This is a genomic window from Streptomyces sp. NPDC001108 (assembly GCF_053598535.1).
In genome coordinates this window covers 1-20334 of the sequence record NZ_JBSFKL010000013.1, presented here as the reverse complement: position 1 = coordinate 20334, position 20334 = coordinate 1, and the positions used below count along the sequence as shown (strand labels likewise).

The window sequence follows — 20334 nt, the reverse complement described above, 5'->3', positions numbered from 1 at the left end:
TCCGTGTGTACCTGGCCGATCACCGCCCCGGCCCCCGGTTCCGGGATGCCGGGGCTCATGATCAGGCCCCACATAGTACGCACCGGTGCTCGGCGCCCGCCAGGGAGCGAGGGGTCAACGACCCGTCCGGAGCTGGCACTTCACGGGAGAGACCGCGAGGTCACGCGTTCGGCCACGCCTCCGCGACGGCCTTGCCGGCCGCCTCGAGGTCGACCCGGCGGCCCGTGTCGGCCAGCGCCGAGCCCAGGGCGGCGAGCGAGGAGAGCACGGCGCCCCGCGTCGCGTCCACGCCGTAGTGGTTGACCCGGATCATCTCCTTGGACAGCGCGCCGCCGCCCGCGATCAGCGGCAGCGACGGGTCGGCGGCCAGCCCGCGGGCGACCAGTCCGGCGGCGTCCACGCCCTCGGGGGCGCGCAGCGTCGTGGCGACCGGCGCCGCCTCCCCGGCCAGGTGCACGTACGGGGAGAGGCCGCCGCCGAGCGCCACCGCGCCCGCCCGGGTCGCCGCGGCCGCCGAGGCGTGCCGGGCCATCACCGCGTCCAGCCCCTCGGCCTCGATCCGCTCCACGCACGCCTCCAGGGCCAGCATCTCCAGTTGGGCGGGGGCGTGCAGCAGGGCCTTGCGGCCGTCGTCGATCCACCGCTCCTTCCAGTCCAGCAGCGAGAGGTAGGAGTGGCGCGGTGCCTGCGGGTTGGCGGCGATCCGCTCCCAGGCGCGCGCGCTCACCGACACCGCCGACACCCCGGCCGGGCCGCCCATCGCCTTCTGCGCGCCGATCACGCAGAGGTCGACGCCCCAGGCGTCCGGCAGCAGCGGCTCGGCGCCCACCGAGGCGACCGCGTCCAGCATGAACAGCGCCCCGTGCGCGCGGACCACCTCACCGATCTCGGCGACCGGGTTGGTGTTGCCGGTCGCCGCCTCCGCGTGGACCAGCGAGACGAAGTCGATCTCCGGGTGCTCGGCCAGCGCCCGCGCGACCTGGTCGGCGGTGACCGCCGTGTGGAAGGGCACCGCCAGGTCGATCACCTCGGCACCGCAGTCCCGCAGCCAGTTCCCGAAGGTCTGCCCGTACGGGCCGGTCACCACGTTCAGCGCGGTCGTGCCGGGCCGGGCGCCGCCCCGGATGCAGCCTTCGAGCGGGAGCAGCGCCTCGCCCTGCATGATGACGACGTCCTGCTCGGTGGCGAGGAGGCCGGCGACCCGCTGCTCGATGGCCGCGAAGCGCGCGGCGGTGAGCGGGGCGAGGTCGAGGAAGGGGTGGGTCACGGCGGTGCTCTCTTCGGCTCGGATCGGTTCGGCGCGCGGTGGCGCGTGCGGACGGTTCTCTCGTCGAAGCGTACCGAGGGCCTTTGAGGCCGCCTCGTACAGTGCTGCCCATGAGTGATCACAAGGCTTCGCAGGTGCTGCACGTGAAGGGGCGGGTGCTCGTCGGCCCCGAGGACGTCCGGGACGAACTCTGGGTGGAGGGCGGCCGGATCACGTACGAGAGGCCGGCCGGGGCCGACGGGGCGGTGACCGTCACCGGCTGGGCGCTGCCGGGGCTGGTGGACGCGCACTGCCATGTCGGGCTCGACCTCCACGGCGCCGTGGACGCGGCCACCAGCGAGCGGCAGGCGCTGGCCGACCGGGAGGCGGGCGCGCTGCTGCTGCGGGACGCGGGCTCCCCGGCCGACACCCGGTGGATCGACGACCGCGAGGACCTGCCGAAGATCATCCGGGCGGGCCGGCACATCGCCCGGCCCCGGCGGTACACCCGGAACTACGCCCACGAGATCGAGCCGGACGAGCTGGTGGCGTACGTCGGGCAGGAGGCGCGGCGCGGCGACGGCTGGGTGAAGCTGGTCGGCGACTGGATCGACCGGGGCGTGGGCGACCTGACCGCCTGCTGGCCGCGCGGGGCGGTCGAGGCGGCCATCGCCGAGGCGCACCGGCTCGGTGCCCGGGTCACCGCGCACTGCTTCGCCGAGGACTCGCTGCGCGATCTGGTGGAGGCCGGGATCGACTGCGTGGAGCACGCCACCGGCCTCACCGAGGACACCATTCCGCTCTTCGCCGAGCGCGGCGTCGCGATCGTTCCCACCCTGGTCAACATCGCCACCTTCCCGGCGCTCGCGAACGGCGGCGAGGCCAAGTTCCCCCGCTGGTCGGCCCATATGCGGCGGCTGCACGAGCGGCGCTACGACACGGTCCGCGCCGCGTACGACGCCGGGATCCCGGTCTTCACCGGCACCGACGCGGGCGGGGTGCTTGCCCACGGACTGGTGGCGGACGAGGTCGCCGAGCTGGTGAAGGCGGGCATCCCGCCGCTGGACGCGCTCTCCGCGACGACCTGGGGCGCCCGGCGGTGGCTGGGGCGGCCGGGCCTGGAGGAGGGGGCTCCGGCGGACCTGGTGGTGTACGACGAGGACCCGCGGGCGGACGTACGGGTCCTCGCCGGGCCGCGCCGGGTGGTGCTGAACGGGCGGGTGATCGGCTGAGGGGCGGCCGGCCGGCGGTCCGCCGCCGGGATCGCCGGGTTGACGGGCCGTGTCCGGAATGCGGCTGTCGTCGTTGAGGCACTTCCGTGCGTGTCCGTGCGTGCCCCGCATGTGCACCGGCGTGTTCGACGGCCGCGCCGTCCGCGCTCGGCGGTTCGGGTGAACCGGAGGAACGCACGTACCGAGATATTCGAATACAGGCGCGGAAACCCCCCTTTGGAGTGAACTCACGTCAGGTGTCCGCGAGTTCACCCTCCGTGCGTAAAGCTTTCGGGGTCGAGGCCGCCGGAACCCTCCATGTCCCCCATGGGAGGGCGCCGGTGGCTCCATGTCTCATGTGGGGGTTCCACCACCTTGAACAGCAACACCTTCCGACTCGCCGCCCTGGCCGTCGCCGTCGCTCCCGTCGCCCTGCTGGCCGCCGTTCCGGCCCAGGCCGAGCCCGCGACCACCACGGCCACCGGCGGCGGGAAGGCGAGCGCGGCCGTGCTCCGTGCCTCGCTCGACGTCTCGCTCCTGAACAAGACGGTCGACGTACCGCTCAGGACCTCGCTCAACGCGGTGCAGGCGCCCGCCGACGCGGACAGCACCGCGCTGCGCGTCCGGGTCGACGGGGTGGACGGCAACCGGCCGGTCAGCCTCCTCGCCGCCGACGTGGCCACCGCGAAGGCCACCGCCGACCGGCACCGCGCCGAGGGCTACAGCAATGTGGTCAAGGCCCGGGTCCACGTCCCCGGGCTGCGGGCGCTCCCGTTGATCGAGGTGGAGAAGGTCACGTCCAGGGCGGTCTGCGAGGCGGGCCGCAAGCCGGTCGCCGAGTCGAACGTCCTGGGGCACGTCACGGTCCTCGGCAAGCGGATCGAGCTCGGCGCCGGCGGCACCACCCGGGTCGCCGTGCCGGGCGTCGGCGAGGTGACCCTCGACCTCTCGAAGACGGACACCACCTCACGCACCGCCGCCGCGACCGCACTGCGCCTCAAGGTCTCCGTCAACCCGCTCAACCTGAACGTCGCCGAGGTCCAGGGCGAGGTCTCACTGGTGGAGGCCACCTGCGAGACGCCGAAGCCGGGCGGCGGCGGCAACACCGGTGGCACGAGCAACGGCGGCACGAGCAACGGGGGAACGAGCAACGGAGGTTCCAGCACCGGGGGTTCGGGCGGCACCGGAGGCTCCGGCGGCAACGGCGGGACGACGACCGGGGGCGGCGACAACAGCGGCTCCAGCAACGGGAGTTCCAGCGGCGGCCCCACCAGCGGCGGCGCCACGGCCGGGTCGACCGGCGGCCACCACGGCACCGGCGGCTCCGGCGACAGCGGCACCGGCGGCGACGGGGTGAAGCCGCAGACCGGCACCGGCCACGCCCCGGCCGGCGACACCAGCCTCGCGGAGACCGGCAGCTCCTCCTCCACCCCCTACATCGCGGGCGGCGCCGCCGTGCTGCTGGCCGCCGGCGGCGGGGCGGTGATGCTCACCAGGCGCCGGGCCCGCGCCCGCGGCTGACCCCGCACCCCGCACCCGCACCGGAACACCGGGCGCGGCGGCCCCTCAGCCCGCCGCCGCGCCCGGCCCCCGCACCGCCCGGCCGAACGCCGCGAGAAAACGGTCGGTGGTGGCCCGGTCGCGCACCGCCAGCCGCAGCCACTCGGGGCCGAGCCCGGGGAACGTGTCGCCGCGCCGCGCCGCGAAGCCCAGCTCCCGCAGCCGCTCCCGTACCTCGGCCGCCCCCTCCAGCCGCAGCAGGACGAACGGCCCCTCGGCCGGCTCCACCACCCGCACCCCGTCGACCCCCCGCAGCCCCGCCACCAGATGGTCCCGGTCCACCGCGATCCGCTCCGCCGCCTCCGCCGCCTCCGCCAGGGCCCACGGCTCCACGCACGCCTCGGCGGCCGTCAGCGCCGGGGCCGACACCGGCCACAGCGGCTGCGCCCGCGCCAGTACCCGTACGGTCCCCGGCTCCGCCAGTACGTAACCGATCCGCAGCCCCGCGAGCCCCCAGGTCTTGGTGAGGCTCCGCAGCACCACCAGCCCCGGGATGTCCGTGCGCCCCGCGAGCGCTTCCCTCTCGCCCGGCACCGCGTCCATGAACGCCTCGTCGACCACCAGGAACCGGCCTGGCCGGGCCAGCCGCTCCAGCAGCGCCGCCGGATGCAGCACCGAGGTGGGGTTGGTCGGATTGCCGACCACCACCAGATCCGCCTCCTCGGGCACCGCCGAGGGGTCCAGCCGGAAGCCGTCCCCGGCCCGCAGCAGCACCCGCTCCACCCGGTGCCCGGCCGCGCGCAGCGCCGCCTCCGGCTCGGTGAACTGCGGGTGGACCACCACCGGGCGGCGCACCGGCAGCGCCCGCGCCAGCAGCACGAACGCCTCCGCCGCCCCCGAGGTCAGCAGCGTCCGCTCCACCGGCAGCCCGTGCCGGGCCGCCACCGCCGCCCGCGCCGCCCGGCCGTCCGGGTACGCGGCCAGCGAGGCCAGCGACGCGGCGATCCGCTCCCGCAGCCAGACCGGGGGAGTACCGGCCCGTACGTTGACGGCGAGATCGGTCAGCTCCCCGCCCCGTACCTCCGCGTCGCCGTGGTGACGCAGATCGTGCGGGTCCGGCGCGGTGCCGGACGGGGCGGCGGCGTCCGGGGCGCGGCGGGCCACCGCGCAGGTCGCCATCGGCACCCGCCCCCGGGGCGCCGACTTCCGCTTCGGCACCACCAGCTCGCCCCCCGCCACGAGCGCGGCGGCCTCCGCCACCGAGGCCGTCCCCACGGCGGCCAGCGCCGCACCGGACCGGCCGCCCACCGCGACCCGGGCCAGCTCCTCGGCCGGATACGTGCGCAACGGCACCCCGAGCGCCAGCGCCGCGGCGACGATGCCCGGCTCCTCGGCCTTGCTGTCCACGGTCGCCAGCTCCGCGACGCCCCGCGGGGAGAGCCCGGCCTCCCGCAGGGCGTCCCGGACCAGTCCGAGGATCTCCTCGGCGGGCGCGCCCCGGGAGGCGCCGACCCCGACGGTGAGCGGCGCGGACGGCAACACCGCGGCGGCGCCGACGGCTTCGGACATGGAACGGTTCCTCTCGAAAGGGCGGGAGATCCGGAAGCGGGGATCGGGCGGCGCTGGGATGCGCGTACCGGGGGTGATCGGCTAGCAAGGGCCCATGGCGGTGTTCGTCGCGTTCGGCGCGTTCCTGATGACCCTGCTGGGCGGCTGGGTGGCCCAGCGCGTCACCGACCGCCGTCATCTGGTGCTCGGTTTCGCCGGGGGGCTGATGCTCGGCGTGGTCGGCCTGGACCTGCTGCCGGAGGCGGTCGAGGCGGCGGGCGGGCCCGTCTTCGGGGTGCCGGCCGCCCTGCTGCTCTTCGTCGGAGGCTTCCTCGTCGCCCATCTCGTCGAGCGGCTGCTCGCGGTGCGCCGGGCGGCGCACGGCGCGGGCGAGGGACGGGTGCCGCAGGTCGGGCTCACGGCGGCGGCCGCGATGGTCGGCCACAGCCTGATGGACGGCGTCGCCCTCGGCGCCGCCTTCCAGGTGGGCGCCGGCATGGGCGCCACCGTGGCGCTCGCCGTCATCACCCACGACTTCGCCGACGGCTTCAACACGTACACGATCACCAGCCTGTACGGGAACGCCCGCCGCAAGGCCCTGCTCATGCTGTTCGCGGACGCCCTGGCCCCGATGGCCGGCGCCGCGACGACCCTGCTGTTCACCCTCCCGGCGGAACTCCTCGGCTGCTATCTCGGCTTCTTCGGCGGCGCCCTGCTCTATCTCGCCGCCGCCGAGATCCTTCCCGAGGCGCACCACGAGCACCCGGCCCGCTCCACCCTGCTGTGCACGGTGGCCGGGGTCGGCTTCATCTGGCTGGTGGTGGGGATCGCGGACTGAGCGTCCGCCCGTCACCGCGCGCACCGCTCGACGAACCGGCGGGCCATCCCCGGCTCGGGGGCCCAGTGCGTGTGCAGATAGCTGGCGTGCACCCCGCCCCGTACGAAGCCCTCGACGCGCCGCTCCGGCAGGTGCATGCCCCAGGCCGGTTCGGGACCGGCGCCCGGCTCCAGCACCGTGCGGTGGAACTCGTGGCCGCGCACCCGGGTGCCGGGCGCCGCCAGCACGCTGTCCGAGACCGCCACCGCCTCCCGGTAGCCCAGCGTCAGCCGCTTCGTCATCCGGGCCTCCGCGTCCAGGACCCCGCACATCGGCAGCCCGTCCAGCGAACGCGCCAGGTACAGCAGCCCCGCGCACTCGGCCGCCACCGGCGCCCCGGACCCGGCGAGCCCCGCGACGGCCTCCCGCAGCGCCGTGTTGGCCGACAGCTCGGCCGCGTACACCTCGGGGAAGCCCCCGCCGACGACCAGCCCCCGGGTCCCCTCGGGCAGCTTCTCGTCGCGCAGCGGGTCGAACGGCACGACCTCGGCCCCGGCGGCCGCCAGCAGCTCGGTGTTCTCGGCGTACGAGAAGGTGAACGCGGCACCGGAGGCCACCGCGACCACCGGGGCCGCCCCGCCCCGCCCGACGACCGGACCGCCGCGGCCGCCGACCGCCTCCGCCGCGTCCCATCCGCCGTCCGGCAGCGGGGGCGCGGACCGGGCCAGCGTCATCAGCGCCTCCAGGTCGCACCCCGCCTCCACCTGTTCGCGCATCGCCCCGACCGCGCCCACCGCGTCGCCGCGCCGCTCGGCCACCGGCACCAGCCCCAGATGGCGCGAGGGCACCGCCACCCGCTCGGCCCGCCGCAGCACCCCCAGCACCGGCAGCCCCGACTCGTCCAGCGCGTCCCGCAGCAGCTCCTCGTGGCGCTGCGAACCGACCTTGTTGAGGATCACCCCGCCGATCCGCACCCGCGGGTCCCACGACGCGAAGCCGTGCACCAGCGCCGCCACCGACCGGGACTGCGAGGACGCGTCGACGACCAGCACCACGGGCGCCCGCAGCAGCTTCGACACCTGGGCCGTCGACGCCAGTTCGCCCTGGCCCGACGCCCCGTCGTACAGCCCCATCACGCCCTCGACCACCGCCAGGTCGCACCCGGCCGCCCCGTGCGCGAACAGCGGGGCGACCAGGCCGGGGCCGCACATGTAGGCGTCGAGATTGCGCCCCGGCCGCCCGGTGGCCAGCGTGTGGTAGCCGGGGTCGATGTAGTCGGGCCCGACCTTGTGCGGGGAGACGGCCAGGCCGCGCCCCGCGAAGGCCGCCATCAGCCCCGTCGCGACGGTGGTCTTGCCGCTGCCCGAGGAGGGCGCGGCGATCACCAGACGTGGCACGTTCACCGGGGGACCCCCGGGGCGGAGCTCACCATTCGATGCCCCGCTGACCCTTCTGACCGGCGTCCATCGGGTGCTTGACCTTGGACATCTCGGTCACCAGATCCGCCGCGTCCAGCAGCTCCCGCGGCGCGTTGCGGCCGGTGATCACCACGTGCTGGGTGCCGGGACGGGCGCGCAGCACCTCGACCACCTCGGCGGTGTCGACCCACCCCCAGTGCAGCGGGTAGGCGAACTCGTCGAGGACGTACAGCCGGTACGTCTCGGCGGCCAGGTCGCGCTTGATCTGCTCCCAGCCCTCGCGCGCCGCCTCCTCGTTGTCCTGCTGGCCGTCGCGCTGGACCCACGACCAGCCCTCGCCCATCTTGTGCCAGGCGACGGAGCCGCCCTCGCCGCTCGCGCCGAGGACCTTCAGCGCGTTCTCCTCGCCGACCTTCCACTTCGCCGACTTGACGAACTGGAAGACCCCGACGGGCCAGCCCTGGTTCCAGGCGCGCAGCGCCATCCCGAAGGCCGCCGTCGACTTCCCCTTGCCGATGCCGGTGTGCACCATCAGCAGCGGCCGGTTGCGGCGCTGACGGGTGGTGAGCCCGTCGTCCGGCACGGTGGTCGGCTGTCCCTGCGGCATTACGCGGCCCTCCTGGTGATGTCCCTCTTGCCCGCTTCCCGGACGCCCTTGACGAGTCCGGTGATCGCATCGGCCCGCAGCTCGTCCAGGGTCACGGCGGTGCCGCCGAGATCCCGGGCCAGCTCGGCCGCGAGCCCGAGCCGCACCGGCCCCGACTCGCAGTCCACGACGACCGAGGCGACGCCCTCCGCGGCGTGCAGCCGCGCCGCCCGGGACGCCAGCGCCACCGGCCCGGGGCCGCCGGTCGCCCGCCCGTCGGTCACCACGACCAGCAGCGGACGGCGCGAGGGATCGCGCAGCCGCTCCACCCGCAGCACCTCATGGGCCTTCAGCAGCCCGGCCGCGACCGGGGTGCGCCCACCGGTCGGCAGCAGCTCCAGCCGGGCCGCCGCCGCGTCCACCGACGACGTCGGCGGCAGCACCACCTCGGCGTCCCGGCCCCGGAAGGTGACCAGCCCGACCTTGTCCCGCCGCTGGTACGCGTCGAGCAGCAGCGACAGCACCGCGCCCTTCACGGCCGCCATCCGCTGCCGGGCCGCCATCGACCCGGAGGCGTCCACCACGAAGAGCACCAGGTTCCCCTCGCGCCCCTCCCGCGTCGCCTGCCGCAGATCGTCCCGCCGGACCACCAGCCCGCGCCCCGACCGGCCGCGCGCCCGCTGGTGCGGGGCGGCGGCCCGGACCGTCGCGGCCAGGTGCAACTTGGTCAGGGCGCCCTCCGGGCGTCGCGCGCCGGTGGTGCGCCCGTGCTCGGTACGGGCCCGGGAGCGCCGCCCCGCCGCGCCCTCGCCCAGGCCGGGGACGCTCAGCGTCTTCGTACGGAACGGCTCGGTGGCGCCCACCGGGCGCTGCTCGCCGCCCCCGGACGGCCGGCCCTGCTCCTGGCCCCGCTCCTGGCCCTGGCCCTGCTCCGGTACGGAGGGGCCGGGCGTGTCGTCGGCGCCCTGCCCGGGGTCCTGCGGCGTGCCCGGGCCGTCGTCCCGCGGCGGCCGGCCGCCGCCGTCCGGGCCGTCCGGGTCCGGATCGTCGTCCCCGCCGTTCCGCTCCAGCGTGTCGTCCAGCTTCTCCTCGTCGAGCCCCGGCGCGTCGAAGGGGTTGCGCCGCCGCCGGTGCGGGAGGGCGAGCAGCGCCGCCTGCCGCACGTCCTCGGCGAGCACCTCCGTACGCCCCGCCCAGGCGGCCAGCGCCGTGGCCGTCCGCGCCATCACGATGTCCGCGCGCATCCCGTCGACCTCGAAGGCGGCGCAGGTCGCGGCGATCTGCCGCAGCGGCGCGTCGCCGAGGACCACCGCGGGCAGCAGCGCCCGCGCGGCGGCGATCCTCGCCCGCAGCGCCTCCTCCTCCCCGGCCCAGCCGGCCGCGAACCCCGCCGGGTCGTCGTCGTACGCCAGCCGCCGCCGCACCACCTCGACCCGCTGGTCGGTCTCCCGGGACGCGGCGACCTCGACGGTCAGCCCGAACCGGTCCAGCAGCTGCGGCCGCAGCTCGCCCTCCTCCGGGTTCATCGTCCCGACCAGCAGGAAACGCGCCGCGTGCCGGACCGAGACGCCCTCCCGCTCCACGTACGACGCGCCCATGGCGGCCGCGTCCAGCAGCAGGTCCACCAGGTGGTCGTGGAGCAGGTTGACCTCGTCGACGTAGAGGATGCCCCGGTGCGCGTCGGCCAGCAGCCCCGGCTCGAACGCTTTCACGCCCTCGGCGAGCGCCCGCTCGATGTCGAGCGCCCCCACGAGCCGGTCCTCCGACGCGCCGACCGGCAGCTCCACCATCCGGGCGTCCCGCGACACACCGGCCCCCGGCTCGTGCGGGCCGTCCGGACACGCCGGGTCGGCCGCCGCCGGATCGCAGGAGAACCGGCACCTCGGCATGACGGCCACCGGCGGCAGCAGCGCCGACAGCGCGCGTACGGCGGTGCTCTTCGCGGTGCCCTTCTCGCCCCGCACCAGCACCCCGCCGATGGCCGGCGAGACGGAGTTGAGCAACAGGGCGAGCTGCAGGTCCTGCTGCCCGACGACGGCGGTGAACGGGAAATGCGTACTCACTGGGCGGTCCCTCCTGCGTCTTTCGCGGATGTACGGGGATGAGGCAGGGCGCCGCCGGGCGCCCCGGGCGGGACGAACGGGAGCCCCGGCGGCGCGCCCGACTCGATGAGCCGGAGCAGCGCGTCGGTGTCGGCGTGCTCCTCGATCAGGTCGCCGAGCCGGTCCAGCTGCTCCTCGCGCAGCGCGCCGAAGGAGGTGTCGGGGGCGGGGACGAAACGCCGGCCGGCGGCCCGCGCCACCTCGGCCAGGAAGCGGCGGCGGAACGCGTCGCTCTCCAGCGAGCCGTGCCAGTGGGTGCCCCACACCGCCCCCACCCGGCAGCCGTCCAGGAACGGCTCGCCGCCGAGGACGTCCGCCACCCCGTGGTGGATCTCGTACCCCTCCACGGGGGCGCCGAGCGCCTCGCCGACCGGCCGGGCCAGGGTCTTCTCCCGGTCGAAGCGGACGCGCACGGGCAGCAGACCGAGGCCCTCGACGCGGCCGGCCCGGGACTCCACCTCGTCCTCGATGTGCTCGCCCAGCAGCTGGAAGCCGCCGCAGATGCCGAGGACCGGCCGGCCCGCGGCCGCGCGCCGCGCCAGCGCGTCGGCGAGTCCGCGCTCCCGGAGCCAGGCCAGCGCCTTGACCGTGCCCCGGGTGCCCGGCACCACGACCAGGTCGGCGTCGGACAGCTCCTCGGCCCGGTCCACGAACCGGACGACGACCCCGGGTTCGGCGGCCAGCGCGTCCACATCCGTGAAGTTCGACATCAGCGGCACCGCGCACACCGCGACCCGCAGCACGTCCTCGCCGTGCGGCGGTGCGACGGCCGACTCGCGCACCGCCCCGCGCAGCGAGACCCGCAGCCCGTCCTCCTCGTCGATGCCGAGCCCGTGGGCGAAGGGCAGCACCCCGTACGTCGGCCGCCCGGTCAGCCCGCGCAGCATGTCCAGACCGGGCTCCAGCAACGACACGTCACCGCGGAACTTGTTCACCAGATAGCCCGCGACCAGCGCCTGGTCCTCGGGGGCCAGCAGCGCGGTCGTACCGAAGAACGACGCGAAGACGCCGCCCCGGTCGATGTCGCCGACCACCACCACCGGGAAGTCCGCCGCCCGCGCGATGCCCATGTTCACGATGTCGGTGCGCCGCAGGTTGATCTCGGCCGGGCTGCCCGCCCCCTCGCAGATCACCGCGTCGTACGTGGCCCGCAGCTGCTCCAGGCAGTCGGTGACCGTGCCGAACAGGGCCTCCTGCCGGCCGCCGTGGTAGCCGCGCGCGCTCATCTCGCCGACCGGCCTCCCCATCAGGACGACCTGGCTGGAGCGGTCGCCGCCGGGCTTCAGCAGGACCGGGTTCATCAGCGCGGCCGGCTCGACGCGGGCGGCCTGCGCCTGCATGGCCTGGGCGCGCCCGATCTCGGCGCCCTCGCGGGTGACGAACGAGTTCAACGACATGTTCTGCGCCTTGAAGGGCGCCACCTTCACGCCCCGGCGCACCAGCCAGCGGCAGATGCCCGCGGTGACGACGCTCTTGCCCGCGTCCGAGGTGGTTCCGGCGACCAGCAGTCCGCCGCTCATGCGCTCCTCCGTCCGGTACCGGTCCGCCGCGCGGCGATCCGTCGTGCGGCGAGGCCGGCACCGAGCCGCCCCGCCACGCACACGCCGAGGGCCAGCGCGCCGACCCGCCGCGACAGCCGCACCGCGCGTTCGATGTCCGCGCCCTCCACGGCCCTGCCGCGCTCCCCGTTGAGCACCGGGCGGTGTTCGACCCGGCCGCCGTACGCGAGGGTCCCGCCCAGCCGTACGCCGAGCGCCCCGGCGAACGCGGCCTCCACCGGACCCGCGTTCGGGCTGGGATGTCTGGCGGCATCGGCCCGCCAGGCGTGCAGCGCGTCCCGGGGGCGGCCCCCGGCCGCCACCGCGAGCAGGGCGGTGAGCCGGGCGCCGGGCCAGCCCGCGAGGTCGTCGAGGCGGGCCGAGGCCCAGCCGTACCGGCGCAGCCGTGGCGACCTGTGGCCGACCATGGCGTCGAGGGTGTTGACGGCCCGGAACCCGGCCAGCCCGGGAACCCCGGCCACCGCGCCCCACACCAGGGCGCCGACCACGGCGTCCGAGGTGTTCTCCGCCACGGACTCCACCACGGCACGGGCGATCTGCGGGCCGTCCAGGGACTGCGGGTCGCGCCCGCACAGATGCGGCAGCCGCTCCCGGGCCAGGGCGATGTCACCGGCCTCCAGCGCGCCGCCGATGGCCCGCGCCTCCCGGCCCAGGGAGGTGCCGCCGACGACGGACCAGGTGGCGGCGGCGGTCAGCGCCACGGAGGCGGCGGGGCTGCGGCGCACCGCGCGGGCGGCCACCGCACCACCGCCCACGGCGGCTCCGGCGCAGATCAGGGTGTGCAGCGCGCCCCAGCCGCGGTGGTCGTGCCACAGGCGGCGCTCGACGCCCGCCGCGGCCCGCCCGAAGGCGGCGACCGGGTGGCCCCTGCGGGGGTCACCGAGCAGCAGGTCGCCGAGGAGACCGGCGGTGGCGCCGTACGCGAAGATGCGGTCGGCTCGCACGGCTCAGCCGGCCGTCGCGCCGCGGCGGACTCTCGTACGGAAGGCATCGGGGCCTGGGACGGCGGGCGCATGGCGGCCGGGCATGGCGATATGTCCTCACTCAGGGTCCGCGCCCTGGTTCGACGTGACCGGCGACGAGAGTCTCCTGGCTCCCGGATCCGCGGGGCCCCCGGCCTTCCAGCCCGCTCGCGCGCGCCGTGACGTCCGGTGTGGGGGACCGCTCCCCGGTGACAGTGGCGGGACCGCGCCGGATTCGCACCGGCTTCCTCTGCTGTCGCCGTAATTGGCTCCGGCAGTCCACCATGCCCCGCGAAGGCCCGTCAACCTGCCGTTGACCTGCGGCGGGGCAGTGTGCCGAGACGCACATCGGGCCGGGCACCCGGGGGTGTCCGGCCCGATGCGGGCGTGCGCGGGGCGGGTCAGGCGACGATCAGGAAGATGCCGTACCCGACGGCCGCCGCGCAGAGCGCGAAGCAGGCGTACGCGCCGGCGCGGGCCAGCAGCGGCGAGCCGCCGGAGCCGCCCTGCGCAGCCGGTTCGGGCTGCTTGGAGAGGCCGACGATGCCCAGGGTGAAGAGACCCACCAGCGCGACGGTGACCACGAGGGAGACACCGAAGACGGAGCCGAGGGCCGCCCAGTCGATTTTCATGCTGATTCCTTAGACGGTCGGTGCGGGACCGGTCAGACGGCGGCGGGCTGCGCCGGGTCCTGAGGGGCCTTGGGCGTGACCGGGAGGGCGGTCACGACGGCCGCGGCCGGGGCGGCGGCGGGGGTGGTGGCGGCCTGGGCCGCGGTGGTGGGCGGCGGGCTGACGGCGGCGATGGCCGTGGTGACGACACCGGCGGGCTCGGCGGGGACCGGCGCCGGGGCCCCGGACCCCGGGGCGACGTCGTCGTGGCCGACCGGCTTGCGGCGGGAGAGCAGCCAGATCGAGCCGGAGCCCAGGACCAGCAGGGCCGCGACCACGACGACGCCCCAGGTGCCCTGCTTGGTGAGCAGCTCCGCGCCCGCGCCGACCAGACCGGCGGCCGGCAGGGTCAGGCCCCAGGCGACGAACATCCGGGTGGCGGTGGACCAGCGGACCACACCGCCCTGGCGGCCGAGGCCCGCGCCCATCACGGCGCCGGAGCACGACTGCGTGGTGGAGAGCGAGAAGCCGAGGTGCGAGGAGGCCAGGATGACCGTGGCCGCGCTGGTCTGGGCGGCGAAGCCCTGCGGCGGCTTGAGGTCGGTGAGGCCGCTGCCCATGGTGCGGATGATGCGCCAGCCGCCCAGGTAGGTGCCGAGCGCGATGGCGAGACCGGCGGAGACGATCACCCAGACCGGCGGGTTGGCCCCGGGGTGCAGGACCCCGCCGGTGACCAGGGCCAGCGTGATGATGCCCATGGTCTTCTGCGCGTCATTGGTGCCGTGGGCGAGGGAGACCAGCCCGGCCGAGGCGATCTGGCCGGCCCGGTAGCCCTTGGCGGTGGCCTTCTCCTGGGCCTCGTCGCGGATCTTCCCGCCGATCCGGTACGTCAGCCGGGTGGCCAGCAGCGCGGCGACACCGGCGACGATCGGGGCGGCGACCGCGGGGAGCAGCACCTTGGTGACGACGGTGCCGCCGTTGACGGACGACCAGCCCGCCGACATCACGGCCGCGCCGATCAGACCGCCGAACAGGGCGTGCGACGAGCTGGAGGGCAGCCCGACCAGCCAGGTCAGCAGATTCCAGAGGATGGCGCCGACGAGTGCCGCGAAGATCACTTCTGTGCGCAACCCGTCCTCGTTGACGATCCCGCCGGAGATCGTCTTGGCGACCTCCACCGACAGGAACGCGCCGACGAGATTGAGAACGGCGGACATGGCCACCGCGGTCTTCGGTCTGAGTGCACCGGTCGAGATGGTGGTCGCCATCGCGTTCGCGGTGTCGTGGAAACCGTTCGTGAAATCGAACACTAGAGCTGTCACGATCACAATCGCGAGGAGCAGCGTGATGTGTTCCATTTACCCAGGCAATCGTTCGACGTCATTGGCATGTGGACCGTAGGCAACCTGGGTAAACGGAAGATGAACTGGGGAGGGCACTGTGGTGACTCCAACCGGAGTCACGGCGTTCCGTTTCTGTTCGAGGTGTGTTCCCCGGAAGGCGGAACGCGGTGGTCCGCCCGGCCCTGTACCCATCGCTCCCCAGGGCTGACAGGATCGGTCCATGAGCGATCAGCTTCGGCGCATGAGCGATCAGCAATGTGACGCGATCGGACGGGCGTGGGACGGGGTCGTCGCCACCGCGCGGCGGACGGCGGCCGAGGGGCTCGTCGTCGGGACGTCGGGAAACGTGTCGGCCCGGGTCGGCTCCACCATCCTCGTCACCCCCAGCGGAGTGCCCTACGACCGGCTGCGCCCCGAGGACGCCGTGGGCGTCGATCCGGACGGCAACCGCCTCTTCGGCGACCTGGTCCCGACCAGCGAACTCCCGCTCCACCTCGCCGTCTACCGGAACACGGACGCCGCCGCCGTCGTCCACACCCACGCGGTGCACGCCACGGCCGTCTCCACCCTGGTCGCCGAGATCCCCCCGGTCCACTACGCAGCCGCCATGCTCGGCGGCCCCGTCCGCGTCGCCGCCTACGCCCGCTACGGCACCCCCGAACTGGCCGAGTACATGCTTACCGCCCTCCGGGACCGCACCGGCTGCCTGCTCCGCAACCACGGCACCGTCACCTACGGGGCCACCCTGGACCAGGCGTACGACCGGACCGCCCAGCTCGAATGGCTCTGCCGCCTCTGGCTCGCCGCGAGCTCCGTCCCCGGACACACCCCGAGCCTGCTCACCCCGGACCAGCTGGACGAGGTGGGCGAGGCGCTCAAGGGATACGGACAGCCGGGCTGACCCGACCGGCCCAGCACACGGCCCCGTCCGCTGGCAGCGCGCCCCCGCCGCCACGAGACTGGGGCCGTGCGCCCGGCAACGATCACGGCAGCAGCCGTCACCACGGTCCTCGGCGTCGGCGCGGCGGCGGTCGCGGCCGGCCGGTACGCCAGCGACGTCGCCCTGCGGGCCCCCGCGGGGCGCCCGCTCCCCGCCGACCGCCGACTCACCGTCCACGCCACGGCGGCCGGCCAGGTCACCCTCACCCGCTCCTTCACCGCCCTGCGTCCCGGCACGTACGGACTGGTCGGCGACGACGTCCACGCCGTGGTCGGCCCGGTGATCGAGAACGCCCACGCCGCCCCCGACACCGTCGTCCGCCGACTGGAACGCGTGGACCGGGGCACCCTGGAGCCCGGCGACAAGGTCCGGGTGACCCCGCAGCTGTTCAGCGGCGACCCCTCCCGCGCCCTCGGCCTCGCCCACGAGGAGGTCGAGATCCCCGGCGAACTCGGCGCCCTGCCCGCCTGGTTCGTGCCCGGCGCCCGCGACACCTGGGTCATCACCGTGCACGGCCTCGGCACCACCCGGGAACACCCCATGAACCTCATGGGCTTCCTGAACGGGCTGCGGCTGCCCGTGCTCGACCTCGCCCACCGCGGCGACGCCGGGGCCCCGCGCTCGCCCGACGGCCTCGTCCACCTCGGCGAGTCCGAATGGCGCGACCTGGACGCGGCGATCCGCTTCGCCGTGCGCCACGGCGCCCGCGACGTCGTCCTGCACGGCTGGTCCACCGGCGCCTCGATGGCGCTGCACGCGGCCGTCGGCTCCGCCCTGCGCGACCGGATCTCCGGACTCGTCCTGGACTCCCCGGTCCTGGACTGGAACGCCACCCTGCGCGCCCTGGCCGTCGCCCGCGGCGTCCCGGCCTTCCTGCTGCCGCTCGCGCAGCGCGCCGCCGAGGGCCAGACCGGGGTGCACGGCGGCCGGCTGCTGGACGAATCCGTCGCCCGCTCCCTGCGCACCCCCACCCTGGTCTTCCACGGCCCGGACGACCAGCTCGCCCCCTGGCAGCCGACCCGCGACCTCGCCGCCCGCCGCCCCGACCTGATCGCCCTGCACACCGTCCCGCAGGCACCGCACGCGGCGATGTGGAACGCCGACCCGGCCCGCTACGAGGAGACCCTGCGCCGCTTCCTGGTCCCCCTGATGTGACCCGGCCGGGGAGGGCGGCCCGTCCTCCCCGCGAACCGGCCCCGGACCGGGGCTTCCGGTCCGCCCGGCGCAAGATCCGTGAGGCGCCCCCGGATCCCCGCGATGTGACCGGATGGGAGAGGGTAAACGCCTCATTGTCCCAGGCCCGGACCGGGATCGCCGTCCCGGGAATCCGGGTTCCGTTTGGGCTTTCGGGCCGTCAGGGGCAAGACTGCTACCCGTGACGTCCCGTAACCCGCGCGACTCCAGGCTGCGACTTGTCCGCCCGCGACCCCTTGCCACCGCCCGCAAGGCCGTGACCACCCGGCGCACCAGGCCGGCCCCCCGCCCGCCCGAGGGCACCCCACCCCGGTCGGAACTGGCCCGCCAGGCCAGGGCCGCCCTCGCCGACGCCGTACGGATCGCCCGGTGGGCCGCCGACGGCGCGACCCCCGGCGCGCCACCGCTGGCCGCCCAGGCGCTCCAACGCGCCGCGGCCGCCCTCGAACTGTCCCCGGCACAGGTGCGCTCCGGCTGGGACCGGGCCAGGCTCGCCGGCCTGGTCGAACTGCACGGCGACACCGCACGCCCCGGCTGGCGGCTGCGTGCCTGGGACCGCGACGACTCCGCCGTGCTCCGCGGCTGGGTGGCGCTCTTCGACGCCTGGTCGCTCGTCCACCCGGCGCCCGCGGGCCTGGAGTCCACGGCCGCCGCCGAGGCCGTCGAGGCGGTGCCCCAGGTCCTCTCCCTCCTCCAGCTCTCGGCGGGCCCGGTCACCGTCCCCGCCCTGCTGGACCTGCTCGCCCAGCGCGTCGCCGAACTCCGCGAGGAGCGCTGCGAGGTGCCGTACGGGCCGCAGCCGCTGCCCGGACCGGCCGAGCCCGCCCCGCCCGCCGACCCGGCCGCCCTGCTCGACTGGGCCCTCGACGGACTGGCCGCCGTCGGCGCGCTCACCCTCGGCACCGGACACGCCACCCTCACCCCGCTCGGCAACTGGGCGGTCTGGGTCAAGCTGGAGCAGATCTGCGTCGCCGCCCAGAGCCCGGCCGGGAACATCGAGCAGTCCGCCGCCGACATGCTGCTCGGCTGCGCGAGGCTCACCCCGGGCCCGGCCCGCGACGAGTACCGGGCCTGGCTGGCCGCCCGCCCGGTCGGCAGCGCCGTCGCCGAACTCCTCGACGTGGCCCGGGGCGAGGACGCCCTCCTGCGCGGGCTCGCCTTCGAGGCGCTCCGGGTCGTGGGCGCCCCCGCCGAGCCCGAGGTCCGCGCCGTGCTCGCCGACGCCTCGCTGCGCCCCTACGCGCTGCTCTGGCTGGCCGAGTACGACGGCACCGACCCCGAGGACGCCCCCGACGTCCTCAGCCGCGAAGAGGCCACCTGGCTCTGGGTCGACACCGCTGCGGCCGTCGCCGACCACGGCGAGACCGGGCTGCTGGTCCGCCACCTCGACTCCGCCGTCCAGGGCACGGTCCCGGCCCTCCTGGAGGAGGTACGGGCCGTCGGCCATCCGCGCACCGTGCAGGTACTGGTGGCGCTGGCCGCCGCCCACCCGGATCCGGCGCTGGCCAAGGCGGTGCGCCGGGCCGCGTTCCAGGTGCACACCGGCGGCGCCTGACCGCGCGGCGGGCCCGAGCGCGCTCGGGCCCGCCCGGCGGCCGTCAGCCCGCCGACCCCGGCGCGTACGTACCGAAGCTCCAGACGTTGCCCTCGGCGTCCCGCGCCATGTAGTCCCGTGAGCCGTAGTCCTGGTCGGTGGGCGGCATCAGGATCTCCACCCCGTGCTCCACCGCTCTGGCGTGGTGCGCGTCGATCTCCTCGACCACGACGTAGACGCCGACGGGGCCCGCGTCCCGCATCGCCCGGGAGAAGACGCCGTCGCGCCCCTTGGAGCCCAGCATCACCCTGCCGTTGCCGCAGGACAGCTCGGCGTGGAGCACCGCGCCGTCCTCGCCCTCGTACACCGCCTCCCGGACGAAGCCGAACGCCTCCGTCAGCGTCCTGATCGCCGCCTGCGCGTCCTCGTACAGAATCGTCGGGTAGATGGTCGGAACTCCGGCCGCCGCGTTCGCCACCGCACTCACCTCTCCTGCGCCACGTCCTCACAGTGATCCGCCGCCCAGTCTTCCACCGGGCACCGACAGTGGCCCGGCGGCGCTCAGCGGAAGGTGTCGCAGGAGGCGAGGTCCCCGTCGCGGTAGCCGGTGGTGAACCACTGCCGGCGCTGGGCGGCCGAACCGTGCGTCCAGGACTCCGGGGTGACCCGGCCCTGGAACTTCTCCTGGATCCGGTCGTCACCGACCGCGGCCGCCGCGTCGAGCCCGTCCCGGACGTCCGCCGTGGTCAGCGAGGTGAGCAGCGGTCGCCCGGTCGCCCCGTCGGGCGTGGTCGTCGCGTGGTGGGCCCAGATCCCGGCGTAGCAGTCCGCCTGGAGCTCCACCCGGACCGCGTTGCTGTTCGCGCCGGTCCGGCCGTCCTGCGCCCGCCCGAGCGTCCCCATCAGGTCCTGCACGTGGTGGCCGTACTCGTGGGCGACGACATAGGCCTGGGCGAAGGGGCCGCCGCTGGAGCCGAACTTCGTCCGCAGCTCGTCGAAGAAGCCCAGGTCCAGATAGACCTGCCGGTCACCGGGGCAGTAGAACGGCCCGACCGCCGAGCTCGCGGCGCCGCACGCGGTGTTGATCCGGTCACTGAACAGGACCGTCCGGGACGGCGTGTACGTGGCCCCGCGCTGCCGGAACTCCTGCTTCCAGTAGTCCTGCACGCTGTTGACCACCGCCACGGTCCGGCAGTCCTCCCGGGTGTTCGCGTCCCGCCCGGTCCGGCAGTCCCGCTCCACCTGGGCGGCGGTGGACGAGGTCGGCGCCGTGGTCGGCCCGCCCGACGAGAGCCCGAGCTCCTCGGGGCCGACGCCGAAGAACAGCCCCAGCAGCAGCGCGACGAGCCCGACGACGCCGCCGCCCACCGTGGCCCTGCCGCCCGGGATCCGGCTGCCGCGCGCGTCCTGGACCTCGGACGTGTCCAGACCGGCATCGTCGTCGAACTGCATGGTCCCGCCTTCCGCTCCGCGCTCTGGTCCCGCCTCCGCCGAGTATCGGACAGGTCACGCCGCGCCGCCTTCCGGCCGTGCGGCGGCCACCCCGGGTGGCTGCCGGGAAGCACGCGGAAAAGCAGTTGCACACCGCCAGTAGAATGGCCCCATGGCAATTCTCCTTGTGCATTAGCGGCGTCGAGACATCTCCGCCCTCGTCCCGTAAGCCGTCCAACCGCCCTGGAGTATTACCGTGATCACCGCCTCCGGCATCGAGCTGCGTGCCGGCGCCCGCATCCTCATCGAGTCCGCCTCCTTCCGTATCTCCA

17 protein-coding genes and 1 riboswitch are annotated in these 20334 nt (G+C 75.4%); of the genes, 6 read left to right on the top strand and 11 right to left on the bottom strand.

Annotation, left to right across the window (positions count from 1 at the left end):
- Positions 1–160: 160 nt before the first annotated feature.
- On the bottom strand, positions 161–1267 hold the full coding sequence (locus ACWC97_RS25670; protein WP_450651807.1) for a pyridoxal-phosphate-dependent aminotransferase family protein: 1107 nt from the start codon (positions 1265–1267) through the stop codon (positions 161–163).
- Positions 1268–1377: 110 nt separating this feature from the next.
- Here ACWC97_RS25670 and ACWC97_RS25665 point away from each other — a divergent pair, with 110 nt between their 5' ends.
- Entirely contained in the window at positions 1378–2478 is a 1101-nt protein-coding gene (locus ACWC97_RS25665; RefSeq protein WP_450651805.1) for an amidohydrolase family protein, read from the top strand.
- 354 nt (positions 2479–2832) lie between these two features.
- A complete protein-coding gene (locus ACWC97_RS25660; RefSeq protein WP_352275085.1) occupies positions 2833–3978 on the top strand; it encodes an SCO1860 family LAETG-anchored protein in 1146 nt (381 codons plus the stop codon).
- 45 nt (positions 3979–4023) lie between these two features.
- On the opposite strand, the gene cobC is transcribed toward ACWC97_RS25660, so the two are convergent.
- Positions 4024–5526: an Rv2231c family pyridoxal phosphate-dependent protein CobC gene (gene cobC / locus ACWC97_RS25655; protein WP_352275086.1), complete on the bottom strand. Its 1503-nt coding sequence runs from the start codon at positions 5524–5526 to the stop codon at positions 4024–4026.
- A gap of 94 nt (positions 5527–5620) precedes the next feature.
- Here cobC and ACWC97_RS25650 point away from each other — a divergent pair, with 94 nt between their 5' ends.
- On the top strand, positions 5621–6343 hold the full coding sequence (locus ACWC97_RS25650; protein WP_352275087.1) for a ZIP family metal transporter: 723 nt from the start codon (positions 5621–5623) through the stop codon (positions 6341–6343).
- An 11-nt stretch (positions 6344–6354) separates the two neighbouring features.
- Here the strand turns inward: ACWC97_RS25650 and ACWC97_RS25645 are convergent, their stop codons facing one another.
- The 7 genes from ACWC97_RS25645 to ACWC97_RS25615 all read right to left on the bottom strand — a co-directional run bounded on the left by ACWC97_RS25645 (position 6355) and on the right by ACWC97_RS25615 (position 14918).
- Positions 6355–7725 carry a cobyrinate a,c-diamide synthase gene (locus tag ACWC97_RS25645; RefSeq protein ID WP_450651802.1) on the bottom strand — a complete coding sequence of 457 codons (1371 nt, stop codon included), beginning with the start codon at positions 7723–7725 and terminating at the stop codon, positions 6355–6357.
- A 22-nt stretch (positions 7726–7747) separates the two neighbouring features.
- A complete protein-coding gene (gene cobO / locus ACWC97_RS25640) occupies positions 7748–8347 on the bottom strand; it encodes a cob(I)yrinic acid a,c-diamide adenosyltransferase (RefSeq protein ID WP_352275089.1) in 600 nt (199 codons plus the stop codon).
- On the bottom strand, positions 8347–10389 hold the full coding sequence (locus ACWC97_RS25635) for a putative cobaltochelatase (protein WP_450651800.1): 2043 nt from the start codon (positions 10387–10389) through the stop codon (positions 8347–8349). The genes cobO and ACWC97_RS25635 overlap by 1 nt, the downstream gene beginning before the upstream one ends.
- Positions 10386–11948, bottom strand: a complete 1563-nt coding sequence (locus tag ACWC97_RS25630) for a cobyric acid synthase (protein ID WP_450651798.1) — start codon at positions 11946–11948, stop codon at positions 10386–10388. The genes ACWC97_RS25635 and ACWC97_RS25630 overlap by 4 nt, the downstream gene beginning before the upstream one ends.
- Entirely contained in the window at positions 11945–12931 is a 987-nt protein-coding gene (locus ACWC97_RS25625) for a cobalamin biosynthesis protein (RefSeq protein ID WP_352275092.1), read from the bottom strand. Before ACWC97_RS25625 ends, ACWC97_RS25630 begins: the two co-directional genes overlap by 4 nt.
- 139 nt (positions 12932–13070) lie before the next feature.
- A riboswitch (cobalamin riboswitch) is annotated at positions 13071–13199 on the bottom strand.
- A 151-nt stretch (positions 13200–13350) separates the two neighbouring features.
- Positions 13351–13581, bottom strand: a complete 231-nt coding sequence (locus ACWC97_RS25620) for a hypothetical protein (protein WP_352275093.1) — start codon at positions 13579–13581, stop codon at positions 13351–13353.
- A 32-nt stretch (positions 13582–13613) separates the two neighbouring features.
- Positions 13614–14918 (bottom strand): anion permease, encoded by a 1305-nt coding sequence (locus tag ACWC97_RS25615; RefSeq protein ID WP_450651797.1) that lies wholly within the window; start codon positions 14916–14918, stop codon positions 13614–13616.
- A 226-nt stretch (positions 14919–15144) separates the two neighbouring features.
- Here ACWC97_RS25615 and ACWC97_RS25610 point away from each other — a divergent pair, with 226 nt between their 5' ends.
- The 3 genes from ACWC97_RS25610 (at position 15145) to ACWC97_RS25600 (ending at position 18592) form a co-directional block, all read left to right on the top strand.
- A complete protein-coding gene (locus ACWC97_RS25610; protein ID WP_352275111.1) occupies positions 15145–15804 on the top strand; it encodes a class II aldolase/adducin family protein in 660 nt (219 codons plus the stop codon).
- A 66-nt stretch (positions 15805–15870) separates the two neighbouring features.
- Complete coding sequence (locus tag ACWC97_RS25605) at positions 15871–16998, top strand: alpha/beta hydrolase (protein ID WP_352275095.1); 1128 nt, start codon at positions 15871–15873, stop codon at positions 16996–16998.
- A 295-nt stretch (positions 16999–17293) separates the two neighbouring features.
- A complete protein-coding gene (locus tag ACWC97_RS25600; RefSeq protein ID WP_352275112.1) occupies positions 17294–18592 on the top strand; it encodes a hypothetical protein in 1299 nt (432 codons plus the stop codon).
- A gap of 43 nt (positions 18593–18635) precedes the next feature.
- On the opposite strand, the gene ACWC97_RS25595 is transcribed toward ACWC97_RS25600, so the two are convergent.
- Positions 18636–19049, bottom strand: coding sequence for a VOC family protein (locus ACWC97_RS25595; RefSeq protein WP_385211566.1), 414 nt, complete (start codon positions 19047–19049; stop codon positions 18636–18638).
- An 83-nt stretch (positions 19050–19132) separates the two neighbouring features.
- Positions 19133–20023 carry a KPN_02809 family neutral zinc metallopeptidase gene (ypfJ, locus tag ACWC97_RS25590; protein ID WP_352281286.1) on the bottom strand — a complete coding sequence of 297 codons (891 nt, stop codon included), beginning with the start codon at positions 20021–20023 and terminating at the stop codon, positions 19133–19135.
- Positions 20024–20334 lie beyond the last annotated feature (311 nt).